The sequence below is a fragment of the Flavobacterium sp. genome, from assembly GCF_041911335.1.
GTDB lineage: Bacteria > Bacteroidota > Bacteroidia > Flavobacteriales > Flavobacteriaceae > Flavobacterium.
Genome location: NZ_JAYRPD010000014.1, coordinates 1 through 15,204 on the forward strand (window position 1 = coordinate 1; position 15,204 = coordinate 15,204).

Below are 15,204 nucleotides of genomic sequence, written 5' to 3' on the forward strand. Positions count from 1 at the left end.
AAATCTTTTGAAGGTTTTAAAACTAGAATTTTAGCAAAAATAACCTCTCTAACATTAGTGCAATATATCAATAAATTTATCTTTGACAGACCAATTAATAATATCAAAATTCAAATCATTTAATTTCACCCAACGGGTTTATTAAATTTACGCTGTTTGATCATCAACAGAAGCATCTGGAGCATTTTTAGCTACTGAAGCAATTCCGTTGTCTCTTGAAGCAGTGCTTTCATACATTTCACTTGTACCAATAATTTGACCATTAGTAGCTTTTAAATTAAAATAGAATTTACCGTTCTTAGATTCTAACTTATCAAAACGCGCTTCTACTTGCGAATTTTTCTTCACAGATTCAACGCCATTTAAACAAGCTGCTTTAGTTGTATAACCTTCACTAGCTAAGATTTCTTGACCATTACCAGCTTTTAAGCTAAATTGAAATTCTCCGTTTTTTCTTGTTGAAATTACAAATTTTCCCATAATTTAAAGTGTTTTTATTGTTTTAACGAATTATAAAGGTAAGAAAAATTAACAAATAATTGTAAAAAAATTGTAACTAAAAAAATAATTTTAGTGCCAATTATAAAACCAAAAACAATGAAACTAAAACTCCTTTCTTTGTTTGTTTTTGTGGGAACATTCTCCACAATAGCACAAGAAAATGTAACGTATCAAAAGCCATCAGCAGAAATTTTAGCTTTGGCTGATTATGAAAGAGCGCCATCGGTAAGTATGGACACCAAGAAAGAATACATGCTTTTAAGTTATCGAAATACGTACAAAACATTAGATGACTTAAATCAGACCGAAATGAAATTAGGTGGATTACGTATTAATCCTGTTACTAATATTTCGAGTACGGTAACGTATATCAACAATCTAAAGATTAGAAAAATTAAGGATAAAAACGAAATTCAAGTTAGCGGATTACCTGCAAATGCTAGAATTACGAATGTTTCCTGGTCGCCAAACGAAAAGAAAATTGCATTTACCAATACTACTAATCAAGGTGTTGAACTTTGGGTAATTGATGTAGCAACGGCAACCGCTAAAAAATTAACTTCGGATAATTTGAATGCGAATCTTGGAAGTCCGTTCAACTGGATGAAGGACAACGAAACTTTATTGGTTAAAATGTTACCTAAAAACCGTCCAGCGTTAATCGATAGCAACAAAGATGTTCCAAAAGGACCAACAGTTTCAACTAGCGATGGTTCAAAATCACAAAACAGAACGTATCAAGATTTATTGAAAAATAAAACAGATGAAGCTAATTTTGATGTTTTAGTCACTTCAGAATTATATAAAGTTAGTCTTTCTGGAAATGCAACTTTATTTAAAACTGCTGACATTTATGCAGGAGAAAGTTTTTCTCCAGACGGAAATTATCTGATGCTAACTACCATTCAAAAACCATATTCTTACATAGTACCATTAAGCCGTTTCCCTCAAAAAACATCGGTTTACGATACGAATGGAAAAGAAATAAAAGTGGTAAACGAAGTACCTTTAACCGAAATCATGCCAAAAGGTTTTTCATCAGTAAGAAAAGGCAAAAGAAGCATGGGATGGAGAGCCGACAAACCAGCAACTTTATATTTTGTTGAAGCTTTAGACGGTGGTGACCAAGCGGTAAAAGTAGATTTCAGAGATGAAGTTTTCTTATGGGAAGCGCCATTTACGTCGAATCCAACAAGCTTAATCAAAACCCAACAACGTTATGCGGGCATTATGTGGGCAAATGATAACATTGCAATTGTAGCAGATTCTTGGTACGACACAAGAAACACAAAAGCGTATTTATTCAACCCTTCGAATTTGACTGTAGCTCCAAGAATTATCGAAGATAGAAATTCACAAGATATCTACTCAGATCCAGGAAATTTCGAAATGAAAAAGAATGAATTTGGAAGATATGTTATTGCTGTAGAAAACAACAAAGGGTATTTAATAGGTGCTGGACACACAAAAGAAGGACAGTTTCCTTTTATTGACGAGTATGATTTCAATACGTTGAAAAAAACACGTTTGTACACTTCCAACATGAAAGACAAAAAAGAAGATTTGATGTCAATTGAAGATTTCAAAAAAGGAGACGTATTGGTAATGATTCAATCTAAAAATGAATATCCAAATTACTACTTCAGAAACATCAAATCGAAAAATAAATTAACGCCGATTACCGCTTTCAAAAATCCATTCGAAAGTATTAAAAACGTACACAAAGAAGTAATCAAATACAAGAGAAAAGATGGAGTTGAACTTTCAGGAACTCTTTATTTGCCAGCAGGTTATGACAAAACGAAAAAAGAGAAATTACCTTTGTTAATTTGGGCCTACCCAGCAGAATACAAAGACAAAAATTCGGCAGGACAAAACGATAAAAACCCTAACGAATTTACTTTCCCAAGCTATGGTTCATTCATTTATTGGGTAACCAAAGGATATGCTGTTTTAGACGATGCCGCTTTCCCAATCATTGGAGAAGGAACTACGGAGCCAAACGACACATTTGTTCCTCAATTAATTGCGAATGCAGAAGCAGCAATTGACGCAGTGGATAAATTGGGTTACATCAATCGTAAAAAAGTAGCCATTGGAGGTCACTCTTATGGTGCCTTCATGACAGCTAACTTGTTAACACATTCTAATTTATTTGCATGTGGAATTGCAAGAAGTGGTGCTTACAACAGAACGTTAACGCCTTTCGGATTCCAAAGCGAGCAACGTAATTATTGGGATGTTCCGCAAGTGTACAACACTATGTCGCCTTTTATGAATGCAGAGAAAATGAAAACACCTTTATTACTAGTACACGGTGAAGCGGATAACAATCCTGGAACTTTCACGCTACAATCGGAGCGTTATTTCCAAGCATTAAAAGGATTAGGCGGTCCAGCAAGATTAGTGATTTTACCTAAAGAAAGTCACGGTTATGTTGCCAAAGAAAACATTTTACATTTGTTATGGGAACAAGACCAATTCTTAGAAAAATATTTAAAAAATTAGAGAATTGAACATAGAAAATAGACCTTTGAGCAATTGTTTGAAGGTCTTTTTTTTACATCCTTTTCAAACAAACCACTTCCCCTTTCTCCAAAATCGTATCATTTTCAAAAAATAAAATTCGATTACCATATTTCGCTTCCATTAAATAATGACTTCCTCTGAAATAAAAATTGACAATCTCAACTTTCAAATCAGAATTCAATACCACTTTTAATTGATGCGGATAAACAAATTTTAGTTCTCCATTAATTTCAATTTCATTAACATCTCCAAATAATGAAACTACATATTTGTCTCTTGGATTATCGTAAATGAATTTTGGAATACCGCTTTCAATAATTTTTCCATCTTTAATAACAGCTACCTCATCGGCAAACGACAATACATCAGTACTATCATGAGTAGCAACAACACAAGTAATTTGTTGCTCTTCCAGATAACCAAATAGCTTTCTTCTTAAACTATTCTTTCTGAAATTATCAATATGACTAAAAGGTTCGTCTAACAATAAAACTTCAGGTTCTAAAGCTAAAACTCTAGCCAGTGCTACACGTTGCATTTGACCACCACTAAGAAATTTAGCTTTAACATTAGCATAATCAGTCATTTCAACAATTTCAAGTAACTCTGCAATTCTAGCTTTTTTTGCCTCAGGATAGAAATTTGAAAGGTGTTTCCCTACATTTTCTGCAACAGTAATAAATGGCATTAGATCGAAATCTTGAGCCAAATACTTCATGAAAGGCATTCCTGGAATTAAATGATATTTCGGACCTAACACTTCCGTATCATTCCAAAAAATCTGCCCTTCATCTAGGTCATATAAGCCGTAGATTAATTTTAACAAAGTGCTTTTTCCACACCCACTTTCACCAATTAAAGCCAAGTTTTTTCCTTTAGTTAAACTTAACGAAATCGAATTTAAATTGAGAGTATCATTATAGGAAAAGGAAATATCTCTAACGGTCAGCATTTCTTTTTTTTTCAAAATTACAAATAAAAAAGCCACTCCTAAGAGCAGCTCTATTAATTTTTAAATGAATTAACACTATTTTCCGGCTTCTTTTTTAGCATCTTCAATCATCTTATCATTAGCTACAATAGCAAACTCAACTCGACGATTTAAACCTCTACCTGCATCTGTATCGTTTGTTGCTATTGGCTCTGCTTCTCCCATGCCTACTACAGTAAATCTACTAGAAACTAAACCTTTAGTCGCTAAATAATTTTTAACAGCTGTTGCTCTCTGACTGGATAAATTCAAATTGTAATCATCAGATCCTTTACTATCGGTAAAACCATAAATTTTAATATTAGTATCGGCATATTCTTTAAATACAGGGACCAACTTATCTAAATTTTGTTTTGCTTTAGTTGTTAAAGTAGCTTTATTAAAATCAAAGTTTACAGAGTTTTCACCTAAAACAAGACGAATACCTTCTCCCACTCTTTCTACTTGTGCTCCTGGTAAAGCAGTTTCAATTTCACGAGCCTGTTTGTCCATTTTATTTCCAATAATACCACCAACGGTACCGCCAATAACAGTTCCTAATACAGCACCTAAAGCACCGTTTCCTCCTTTACCAACATTATTACCAATAACCGCACCTAAAACACCTCCACCTACAGCACCTATAACAGCTCCTTTCTGAGTGTTATTAGCATTCTTGACCGAACTACATCCTGATAAAATGACATTACCTACTAATGTTCCTGCTACTAAATAAATGGCTATCTTTTTCATATGTTCTTATTTTTTTTCAAAATTATATACGATATCAACAAATTGCCCACCAACATTTACTTTATCAATTAACTGAAATGAGGAAGCACTCACATTGGCAACTCTTAAAATATAACCAGAATCAGTATGCTTTGCCTTTACCCCTTCCGTTAAAAATTTGATTACCATAAATCCGTCTTTGTTAATGTACCAAGTAATATTACTGCTGTAAGACGGACAATTAACTTTATCTAAAAGCATATTTCCTTTGTTATTATTAGAAACAAAACTCCACTGACTTCCTTCAAAACACTTTGCATCCGCAATGTTAAAGGAAGTAACCTTCAAATATTCTGAACCTGGAAAGTTAACCGACGCTATTCTCCAGTTTCCTTTGATAGCTGCTTCGGTCTTATTATCCAATTTTGTACTCGTAATCGTTTCTTTTGGTTTACAGCCAATAAAGACGATAGCTAATAGTAAGAATAGTGCACTTTTTTTCATTTTTCTATTATTTACTTTCTTACAAATTTACTTCATTTATTTTGGAATTAAAACAATCTATCACACAAAAATATATTTAAATTACTACGTCAATTTGTCATATTTCATGTTTTGGTACTGAATTTGAATACCCAAAAACAAAAATTTGTTTAACTTAAAATTTTAAATATGGCATCAGGAAAAATCAATGTTTCAGTAGAAAACATCTTTCCCCTTATCAAAAAATTCTTGTACAGTGACCACGAAATTTTTCTTCGTGAATTAGTATCGAATGCAACCGACGCTACTTTAAAATTAAAACATTTAACCAGCATTGGCGAGGCAAAAGTGGAGTATGGAAATCCTAAAATCGAAGTAAAAATCGATAAAGAAGGTAAAAAACTACACATAATCGACCAAGGTTTAGGAATGACAGCCGATGAAGTAGAAAAATACATCAACCAAATCGCGTTCTCAGGTGCAGAAGAATTCTTAGAAAAATATAAAGATTCTGCCAAAGATTCAGGCGTTATTGGTCACTTTGGTTTAGGATTTTATTCGGCGTTTATGGTGGCTTCTAAAGTAGAAATCATCACCAAATCATACAAAGACGAACCAGCAGCACATTGGACATGCGATGGTAGTCCAGAATTTACTTTAGTACCTCACGATAAAACAGAAAGAGGAACTGAAATTATCTTACATATTGCAGATGATTCAGTAGAGTTTTTAGAAGAGTTTAAAATCCGTGAATTGTTGACCAAATACAACAAATTCATGCCGATTCCGATTAAGTTTGGAACAAAAAAAGAAGCACTTCCAAAACCAGAAAATGCTCCAGATGATTACAAAACAGAATATGTGGATGTAGATAACATCATCAATAATCCAAATCCGGCTTGGACAAAACAACCAAGTGATTTATCGGAAGACGATTATAAAAATTTCTATCGCGAATTGTATCCAATGCAATTTGACGAACCGTTATTCAACATTCATTTGAATGTAGATTATCCGTTCAACTTAACTGGAATTTTATATTTTCCAAAATTATCATCGGATTTACAAATTCAGAAAGACAAAATCCAATTGTACCAAAATCAGGTATTCGTAACTGATAATGTAGAAGGAATTGTTCCTGAATTTTTAATGATGTTAAAAGGTGTGGTAGATTCGCCAGACATTCCATTGAACGTATCGCGTTCGTACTTACAAGCCGATGGTAATGTGAAGAAGATTTCAAATTACATCACGAGAAAAGTTGCTGATAAATTGAAATCATTATTCAACGAAAACCGTGAAGACTTCCAACAAAAATGGAACGACATCAAAGTGGTATTGGAATACGGAATGCTTTCGGAACCAAAATTCTATGAAAAAGCAGGCGATTTCGTTTTATATCCAACAACGGATGACAAATATTACACGTTAGCCGAATTAAAAGAAGCATTAAAAGACAACCAAACCGACAAAAACGGAAAATTAGTAGTTTTATATGCTTCGAACAAAGACGCACAACACAGCTACATCGACATTGCAAAAGAAAAAGGCTATCAAGTGTTGTTATTAGATTCACCAATTGTGTCGCATTTGATTCAAAAATTAGAAGCGGATAACGAGAATTTAACTTTTGCTAGAGTTGATGCAGATCATATCGATAAATTAATTCAGAAAGAAGAAGAAACAATTTCGAAATTATCGGATGACGAAAAAGAAAAACTAAAATCGGCTGTTGAAACAGTAGTTCCAAAAGAAAACTACACCGTTCAATTGGAAAATTTAGATAGCAATACATCACCATTCATCATCACACAACCTGAATTCATGCGTAGAATGAAAGAAATGAGTGCAACTGGCGGTGGTGGCATGTTTGGTATGGGTAATTTTCCTGATATGTATAATTTAGTGGTGAATACGAATTCAGAATTAGCCACTACTATTTTAAACAGTTCAGAAGACGCACAAAAAGACTTAGTAAAACAAGCTTTAGATTTAGCTAAACTTTCTCAAGGATTGTTAAAAGGAGAAGAGTTGACTGCTTTTGTGAAGAGAAGTTTTGAGACGCTGAAGTAAATTTCTAATTTTCAGAAAAAAGATTTCAGAAAGCACACTAAAGTTAATTTTATGCCGTTAAAAAGGTATTAAACACACCAATTATGAAGAAAAAAATTTTAAATATCTTAAATATTGCATTTTTAACTACCACTATTGGTTTTATTGCAGATGGCGATGTTAAAGAACCAACCGCTTCAATACGCTTTTTTGAATTTTTTATGATGACAGGAATTGTTTTTACTTTAATTTGTATAATTTATTTTAGTTATGCTTTTGCAAAAAAGAATTTATTGAAAGCCTAAAGATAAATTTAAAATTAATTATTAATCCTGACAGGTTTCTATAACCTCTCAGGATTTTTTTGTAATTTTATTTTTTTATAAAATAGTATGACACTCTCAATCGAAACACCAGCTTTATTATTCTCCGCAACTTCGTTAATCCTATTAGCTTACACGAATCGATTTTTAACAATTGCGCAAATCATTCGTAACTTAAAGAAAAATTACGACGATAATCACAATAAAAGCATTTTACTAGAAATTAAAAACTTAAACTTACGATTAACATTAATTCGTTACATGCAGCTTTTCGGAGTGATGTGTTTGTTCTTGTCTGTTTTTGCAATGTTACTACTTTATGTAAATCATGGAGATTTTGGCATTTACCTTTTTGGAGGTAGCTTATTTTGTTTATTGATTTCATTAGGAATTTCGTTTTGGGAAATTAGTATTTCTGTTAATGCTTTACGAGTTCACTTAAAAGATTTAACTGAAGATATAGAGTAATCAATTACCTATTGCTGGTTGGTCATCTTTTTTATCATTATTTAAAATATTCCCTTCTTCTTTTGCTAATTTATTTTTAGTTGGAATTTTATAATTCAAAGTAATTCCAACTCGTCTTGAATCATTTTTACTTCCATAAACTAAATTTGTACCCAATGCGTTAAATCCTTGCTTATTTGTATTAAAAATATCGTTGCAATAAAGTGAAACAGACAAATTATTATCTAAGAATTTCTTAGCAAATGTAACATCTAATTGCTGACTAAAAGGGGATCTATTTTTATAATAGTAATAATTTCCTCCCGTCGATGAAGTATTGTAATTTGCAGTAAACTTAATTTTACTAGGCAAAACAATTTGCGACATGACATTAAAGAACCACAAACCTTTTTCATTTACATCTGGTAAAACATGCTTTTGATGACCAACATATAAGTATAAGAAATTAATTTCATCTGGGTTAAAATTAAATTTCAATGTTTCTTTTAATCCTTTAGTAAACAACATGTATGGAACTGGCAAACCCAAATTAAAATTATGAATCGTTACTTGCGGAATATTTTCTGAAATACTAGCGGCTCCAGCCCCATCAACAATTATTCTATTCATTACTTGATTATTGGCATCGCTGCGAGAATATCCAATAAAAAAGTATTCAAAAGCACTTATTTTAAATTCATAATTATCAAAAATTGTAGGTTCTAGATTTGGATTACCATAAAAAGAAACGTTTGGATTTTGATAATTGGTATTATTTGGATTTAAAGCAGATGTATTAGGCAAACTAATCTTTTTATTATAATTTGCATTTACAAAAACCTGCGGAATTATATTGTATTGAATACTAGCATTAGGAAAAAATCGTGTTTGATTGAACGGAACCAAATCCCCTGTATCCGTATCTCCTTCAATAGAATAAGATTCCAATCTTCCACCCAGAATAAAATCAAACTTTTTATAAGTAGATTGAAATTCAGAATAAGCTGCTAAAGTTGTTCTTTGATAATCTAAATTGGTTGCACCTAAATTTTGAGCTTCAAATTCTAATTTATCCGCTAAAACTCCAGTAGAAAATTTTGTTTTCTCTAAAAAATCAAACTCTTGTGAATAATCGGTTTTAAATTGATAAAATAATTGATTGTAACCATTATCTAAAACTGAATTCCCAGAAACTCTATTAGTCAAATCAAAATTATTCGTAACTGAATTAACATTAAATCTAAAATCTAATTTCTTAGTTACATCATCAAATCGCTTTTGATAATTCAAAGCTACATCATTCCTATTAAGCTTGTTTTTACTTTTATCACTAGTTTCAAATCCAAAACCCTCAGCATCAATTAATGCTCTATTATTTGATGTCGTATAATCATAATTAATTAAAAATCTATCCTTTTTCAAATCGAACTTTAAACCAGTTTTAAAAAAATAAAAACGATTTTCTCTATCCGTTATATTTTTAGAAAGCACTGTTGCTCCATCTGCAAAATTTGTACGCTGATATGCATTGTTATAATTTTGACCTAATTGTACTTGCCAGCCAAACCATTTATTTTTTGCGTTAACTAATAAGCTATTATTAAATCGATGACGTGATTTATCGTAATTGGTATAACTATATCCGTTTGAATACGTTGCAGAAAGATATTTTTTAGCGTTTTTAGAAGTTACAATATTTATAATAGCACCTCCTGAAGTAGCAGGAAACTCGGCACCAGGTTGCGTAATTATTTCTACTTTTTCAATTGAATTTGCTGGAAGACTTTCTAAATATGATGTTAATTCATTAGAATATATATTCAGGGGCCTTGCATCCATAAACACCTCTAGCTGTTTTCCTTGATACATCATCCCTGCAACATCAGAAACTATTAATCCAGGCAACTTTTTTAATCCTTCCATTAAAGAACCTGAATTTAAATGACTTTGTTCAGAAAAATCAAATATGGTTCTATCTGCTCTTTGTTCGATACTTTTCTTTTTAGATTGTACTACGACTTCTTTTAATTCTGTTGTTTTTGTGCTGTCTTTAGCTGTTTCTTCTTGAGCTATTGAAAATTGAAAGATTAAAATAAAAAGGTAAATTAAAAAATTTCTCATTGTAATGGTTTATTTTATCATTAGTAGGTTTTTTTCTATTTTGTTACAAACAAAATTATTCTATAACCCATAACAAAACAGGTTTTTCAGAATTTTGCAAACGTTCATCTAATTTTCCCATAAACTCATTGGAAACTGCAGGACAACCCCAACTCAAAGGAGAATATTTGGGATACACTTCTTTATTCTTTACTTGCGACCAAGAATGCAAAACCACTACTCTTTTTACAGCATTTTTATTAGTTGCTTCTAATCCGTGCAACCAATATTTTACGTTGATTCCCCACGAACTATAATCGCGATTGCCGATTTTATATTTGCCTTTCATCGAGCAATGACTATCTACTCTATTGTCAAATTTCACCTTTTTCCACTTGTCTGGATTTTCTTCAAATTGATCACAACTTCCATGAGTTGCTAAATTTTTATCTACGATTTTTTTTGTTTCAAAATCATAAATAAAAAAACGATGTTTCCCAGAATGCACACTCAAATCAACTAAAAAATAATACGATTCATTATAATCATTCTCTTTGCAAAAAGTTTCTGCCTCTTTATGAAATGAATTATAATCTTTTATTGCTAAAGTTTCAACTTCTGAATTATTGCAACATAAAAAACAAACTGCTATCAATAGTAAAAAGTGTTTCATAGAAATGAGATTAAAATGACATAACTCAACTTTTTGATTTTTATTTAAAACGATGATGTTAAATTCTTACTAAAGTTCCGAATTCTGAATTCTGAATTCTAAATTCAAATTCCCTATCTTTGCGCCCCTTAAAATTTAGGATATGTCAAACAACAATATAATCAAAGGAGTTTTACTTGTTGCATTAGGAGCAACGAGTTATGGAATGTTAGCTACATTCGTAAAATTAGCTTATAAAGAAGATTTTACAACAGCCGAAGTAACATCGTCTCAATTCATTTTAGGAATTATTGGGATTTTAATTATCAATCTATTCCAAAGAACCAAAAACAAAAACAAAGCAGCAAAAGCTTCTCCAAAAAACATTTTTCACTTAATGTTAGCAGGAACTTCGTTAGGGATGACAAGTGTTTTCTATTATTTAGCGGTAAAATACATTCCCGTTTCTATCGGAATTGTACTATTGATGCAAACCGTTTGGATGGGCGTTTTATTAGAATGGTTTTTAGACAAAAAAGCCCCTTCATTTCAAAAAATAATTTCAGTAATCATTGTATTAATTGGAACCGCATTAGCTATCAATATTTTTAAAATTGATTTCAATGACCCAACAATCGATTGGGCAAACGGATTATTTTGGGGCTTATTAGCTGCTGCTTCTTTTACGACAACAATGTTTACAGCTAACAAAGTAGCATTGGGAATTTCGTCAGCGCAAAGAAGTTTGTATATGCTATTAGGAGGAGCAGTTATCGTATTTGGATTCAGTATATACACTCAAGTTACGCCTTTCAACTTTGAAATTTTTGCAAAATGGGGAATTGTATTGGCATTATTCGGCACGATAATTCCACCTATGTTATTAAACGCAGGATTTCCTCATACAGGAATTGGGTTAGGAAGTATCGTTTCTTCTTTAGAATTACCTGTTTCGGTGATGATGGCATTTTTCCTTTTAAACGAACAAGTTTTATTAATTCAATGGATTGGAATTCTGTTAATTATTGCCGCAATAGTAATTATGAACATACAATTCAAGAAAAAATAAAGTAAATTAGCGATGTAATTCATCGCTTTTTTTATGCTTGATTTATTTCCATCAGAAAAAATAATTTTACCATTACCCGATGCGGTTTTTGAATTTTATCCGAATTTCTTCTTCAAAGAAGAAGCCGATCTTTTATGGGATAAATTGATGAATGAAACACCTTGGCAACAAGACGATATTACCATTTTTGGAAAGAAAATAGCTCAACCTAGATTAACATGCTTATTCGGAAACGAAGGAAAACCCTATTCGTATTCAGGATTAACGATGCAACCTCACGCTTGGAATCCTACATTGATGTTCATCAAAGATAAAGTGGAACATATAGCCGAACACAATTTCACCACAGTTTTAGCCAATTTATACAGAAACGAAAAAGACAGCAACGGTTGGCATGCTGATAATGAAAAAGAATTAGGCCGAAATCCCATAATTGCATCAGTAAGTTTTGGGGAAGAACGCAAGTTTCAGTTAAAACACATCACCAATTCAGAAGTAAAAATGAACTTAAATCTAAACCACGGAAGTTTATTATTGATGAAAGAAGGAAGCCAAATTCACTACAAACACCAAATTCCAAAAGCCACACAACCTAAAAATCCGAGAATAAATTTAACGTTTAGAACAATTCTGTAAATATTCCTCAAAAACTACAACCATCTTTAGAAAATTTTTAAAAATTTCAGAAAAAGTATTTGGCCTAATTTTTGAATTTATTTTTTTACTAATATTGAATTATTAACCAATAAACTAGACAGAAATAGTATTTACTTCATGAAAAAGAAGAAAATCTCAGAATTCGACAACGAAACATTAGATAGAGTTGTTGCCATGGCTCAAGAGGAAAAAAAACCTTTTGAAGTTTTAAAAGAGGAATTCGGAGTAACAGAAAACGAAGTTACCGAATTAATGCGTAAAAGATTGTCCAAAGATAATTTTGAACTTTGGAAAAAGAAAGTGACTGCGAGTAAGCCAAAACCGAAACCAATAAAATATAACGAATTGGAAGACGAAGACTTAGACAGCAAATATTATTTCAAAAATAAATTCGATTAAAAAAAAATTAACTCTTGTTCAACAAGAGTTTTTTCATTTTATACAGAAATTTGTTTCATGGAAAAGAAACAATTCACCGAATCACAAATCGATCGCATCATAGAAATGGCTTGGGAAGACAGAACGCCTTTTGAAGCCATTACATTTCAATTTGGAATCTCCGAACAAGAGACCATTGAAATCATGCGTCGCGAAATGAAACCATCCAGCTTTAGAATGTGGCGCGAACGCGTGCAAGGCAGATCAACTAAGCATGCAAAACTTCGCACTAGTGGCATTGACCGATTCAAATGCAAACTGCAAAGACAAATTACAGGCAATAAAATTTCCAAACGTTAATTGTAACATTACCGCCATTTTATCTACTTATTGGTAATTCAATATTGATAAGATGAAAAAAATAATGCTTTCCCTAGCTTTAGTGGGATTTTTATGGAGCTGTAGTCCAACGCAAACGACTACCAAACAAAATGATGTAGCAGTTACCATCGATTTAATCAATGTTAAAGACGATAAAGTAATGGTGAGCGTGACCCCACCAACATTTACTACTGAATCCGTAACCTATCACTTTCCTAAAACAGTTCCTGGAACCTATTCAGAAGACGATTACGGTCGCTTTATCGAAAATGTAAAAGCATTTGACAGTAAAGGAAAGGCTTTAAATGTGGCCAAAATCGACGAAAACTCATATCGCATTTCAGATGCTACCAAATTGAGCAAAATTACTTACTTAGTAAACGATACTTTTGATACTGAAAGTGGAGCTGGTTTTGGCGAAAGCGAAGATGTTTTTTCTCCAGCGGGAACCAACATCAAAGCGGGTGAAAATTTCATGTTAAATACACACGGTTTTATCGGATACTTCAAAGGAAAAGAAGAAACACCATACAAATTAACCATTCAACATCCCGAGACATTAACTGGAGTTTCTGCCATGACAGACGCTGACCCAAGTACTACTTTAGATGTATTCTACATGCCAAAATACGCCAATTTAGTGGAAATGCCTATCATGTATTCTAAACCTGATTTTACTACATTCAGAATTGACGATATGGACATCATCATCAGCGTGTATTCTCCGACAGGTAAATATACAGCCGAACAAATTACACCTCACATGGAAAACATGATGAAAGCGCAAAAACGTTTTCTAGGTCCTATCAATGCTACAAAAAAATACGCAATCTTACTTTACTTAGCAGATGTGGAAGCAAAAGATGCAAAAGGTTTTGGAGCCTTAGAACACCCAACATCTACAACAGTGGTAATGCCTGAAGTTATGAATTTAGAAATGCTTCAAGAGCAATTAAAAGACGTCGTTTCGCACGAATTCTTCCATATTGTAACACCATTGACGATTCATTCTACTGAAATTCAAAATTTCGACTTCAACAACCCCCAAATGTCAGAACACTTATGGATGTATGAAGGGGTAACCGAATATTTTGCAAACCTATTCCAAATCAACCAAGGACTAATTGAAGAAGGGGAATTCTTTGAAAGAATGGCTGGAAAAATTGCACAATCGCGCCAAATGAATGACAATATGAGTTTTACCAAAATGAGTAAAAACGTATTGAATCCTCCATACAAAGACCAATACTTAAACGTGTACCAAAAAGGAGCATTAATTGCAATGTGTATGGATATTTTAATTAGAGAAAATAGCAACGGGCAAAAAGGCATTTTAAATCTAATGCAAGAATTAGCCAAAGAATACGGAACAACAAAAGCGTTCAAAGACGATGAGTTATTCGCTAAAATCACTTCGTTAACATACCCAGCGGTTGGTGAGTTCTTAAAAAACCACGTAGCAGGAGAAACTCCAATTCCATACGAACAATATTTTGCTAAAATGGGAGTTACAGAAGCATCTATCGAAGTAGCAGGAAATCCATTCTTAAAAGGACAAAGAGAACCTTACATCACAGTAAATCCTAGTACAAAAGAAATCATGATTTTGCCTGATGGCGAATTAAATGTATTCATGACTACTTTAGGATTAAAAAACAACGATACGCTTTTAGCTTTTAACGATAAGACTTACAACTTAGACAATATCTACGATTTAATCATGGCAAGCATGAACTGGAAAGATGGAGACGCTATTACCGTTAAAATTAAAAGAGACGGCAAAGAGCAAATCGTAAAAGGAAAAGTAGTAATGCCAAAAGAAAAACAAGACGGCTACCAATCAACAGATGCTACTAAAAAAGCAGTTCGCGAAGCTTGGTTGAGAGGCTAAATTTAAGTTTGAAGAGTCACATATCTTGATTCTTGAACT

At 32.4% G+C, this 15,204-nt stretch carries 15 protein-coding genes and 1 pseudogene; 10 read left to right on the forward strand and 6 right to left on the reverse strand.

Features of this window, described 5'->3' with window-relative positions; all coding sequences use genetic code 11:
• Positions 1-123: pseudogene (locus ACE3PD_RS01365) on the forward strand (IS982 family transposase); the annotation flags it as partial.
• Between the two features lie 24 nt (positions 124-147).
• Here the strand turns inward: ACE3PD_RS01365 and ACE3PD_RS01370 are convergent.
• Positions 148-480 (reverse strand): YegP family protein, encoded by a 333-nt coding sequence (locus ACE3PD_RS01370; protein WP_300094781.1) that lies wholly within the window; start codon positions 478-480, stop codon positions 148-150.
• A 117-nt stretch (positions 481-597) separates the two neighbouring features.
• Between ACE3PD_RS01370 and ACE3PD_RS01375 the strand changes: the two genes are divergently transcribed.
• Positions 598-3,009, forward strand: a complete 2,412-nt coding sequence (locus ACE3PD_RS01375) for a prolyl oligopeptidase family serine peptidase (RefSeq protein ID WP_374398816.1) — start codon at positions 598-600, stop codon at positions 3,007-3,009.
• 52 nt (positions 3,010-3,061) lie between these two features.
• On the opposite strand, the gene ACE3PD_RS01380 is transcribed toward ACE3PD_RS01375, so the two are convergent.
• The 3 genes from ACE3PD_RS01380 to ACE3PD_RS01390 all read right to left on the reverse strand — a co-directional run bounded on the left by ACE3PD_RS01380 (position 3,062) and on the right by ACE3PD_RS01390 (position 5,236).
• The gene (locus tag ACE3PD_RS01380) at positions 3,062-3,982 is read right to left on the reverse strand and encodes an ABC transporter ATP-binding protein (protein ID WP_374398818.1); all 921 of its coding nucleotides are present in this window, start codon (positions 3,980-3,982) and stop codon (positions 3,062-3,064) included.
• Between the two features lie 75 nt (positions 3,983-4,057).
• A complete protein-coding gene (locus ACE3PD_RS01385) occupies positions 4,058-4,753 on the reverse strand; it encodes an OmpA family protein (RefSeq protein WP_374398820.1) in 696 nt (231 codons plus the stop codon).
• A gap of 6 nt (positions 4,754-4,759) precedes the next feature.
• Entirely contained in the window at positions 4,760-5,236 is a 477-nt protein-coding gene (locus tag ACE3PD_RS01390; RefSeq protein WP_374398822.1) for a lipocalin family protein, read from the reverse strand.
• Positions 5,237-5,404: 168 nt separating this feature from the next.
• Here ACE3PD_RS01390 and htpG point away from each other — a divergent pair, with 168 nt between their 5' ends.
• The 3 genes from htpG to ACE3PD_RS01405 all read left to right on the forward strand — a co-directional run bounded on the left by htpG (position 5,405) and on the right by ACE3PD_RS01405 (position 8,058).
• Positions 5,405-7,288, forward strand: coding sequence for a molecular chaperone HtpG (htpG, locus tag ACE3PD_RS01395; RefSeq protein WP_374398824.1), 1,884 nt, complete (start codon positions 5,405-5,407; stop codon positions 7,286-7,288).
• A gap of 83 nt (positions 7,289-7,371) precedes the next feature.
• Positions 7,372-7,572 (forward strand): hypothetical protein, encoded by a 201-nt coding sequence (locus ACE3PD_RS01400; protein ID WP_374398826.1) that lies wholly within the window; start codon positions 7,372-7,374, stop codon positions 7,570-7,572.
• 87 nt (positions 7,573-7,659) lie between these two features.
• Positions 7,660-8,058 (forward strand): DUF2721 domain-containing protein, encoded by a 399-nt coding sequence (locus ACE3PD_RS01405; RefSeq protein ID WP_374398828.1) that lies wholly within the window; start codon positions 7,660-7,662, stop codon positions 8,056-8,058.
• Here ACE3PD_RS01405 and ACE3PD_RS01410 read toward each other — a convergent pair whose 3' ends face one another.
• Together ACE3PD_RS01410 and ACE3PD_RS01415 are read right to left on the reverse strand one after the other, a co-directional pair.
• A complete protein-coding gene (locus tag ACE3PD_RS01410; protein WP_374398830.1) occupies positions 8,059-10,158 on the reverse strand; it encodes a TonB-dependent receptor domain-containing protein in 2,100 nt (699 codons plus the stop codon).
• 55 nt (positions 10,159-10,213) lie between these two features.
• Positions 10,214-10,810, reverse strand: coding sequence for a murein L,D-transpeptidase catalytic domain-containing protein (locus ACE3PD_RS01415; RefSeq protein ID WP_374398832.1), 597 nt, complete (start codon positions 10,808-10,810; stop codon positions 10,214-10,216).
• Positions 10,811-10,952: 142 nt separating this feature from the next.
• Here ACE3PD_RS01415 and ACE3PD_RS01420 point away from each other — a divergent pair, with 142 nt between their 5' ends.
• The 5 genes from ACE3PD_RS01420 to ACE3PD_RS01440 all read left to right on the forward strand — a co-directional run bounded on the left by ACE3PD_RS01420 (position 10,953) and on the right by ACE3PD_RS01440 (position 15,165).
• Positions 10,953-11,858 (forward strand): EamA family transporter, encoded by a 906-nt coding sequence (locus ACE3PD_RS01420; RefSeq protein WP_374398834.1) that lies wholly within the window; start codon positions 10,953-10,955, stop codon positions 11,856-11,858.
• Positions 11,859-11,891: 33 nt separating this feature from the next.
• Positions 11,892-12,494 (forward strand): alpha-ketoglutarate-dependent dioxygenase AlkB, encoded by a 603-nt coding sequence (locus tag ACE3PD_RS01425; RefSeq protein WP_374398836.1) that lies wholly within the window; start codon positions 11,892-11,894, stop codon positions 12,492-12,494.
• A gap of 138 nt (positions 12,495-12,632) precedes the next feature.
• Positions 12,633-12,914: a TIGR03643 family protein gene (locus ACE3PD_RS01430; protein WP_194094952.1), complete on the forward strand. Its 282-nt coding sequence runs from the start codon at positions 12,633-12,635 to the stop codon at positions 12,912-12,914.
• 57 nt (positions 12,915-12,971) lie between these two features.
• Positions 12,972-13,253: a TIGR03643 family protein gene (locus ACE3PD_RS01435; RefSeq protein ID WP_374398839.1), complete on the forward strand. Its 282-nt coding sequence runs from the start codon at positions 12,972-12,974 to the stop codon at positions 13,251-13,253.
• A gap of 52 nt (positions 13,254-13,305) precedes the next feature.
• On the forward strand, positions 13,306-15,165 hold the full coding sequence (locus ACE3PD_RS01440; protein ID WP_374398841.1) for a peptidase M61: 1,860 nt from the start codon (positions 13,306-13,308) through the stop codon (positions 15,163-15,165).
• Positions 15,166-15,204 lie beyond the last annotated feature (39 nt).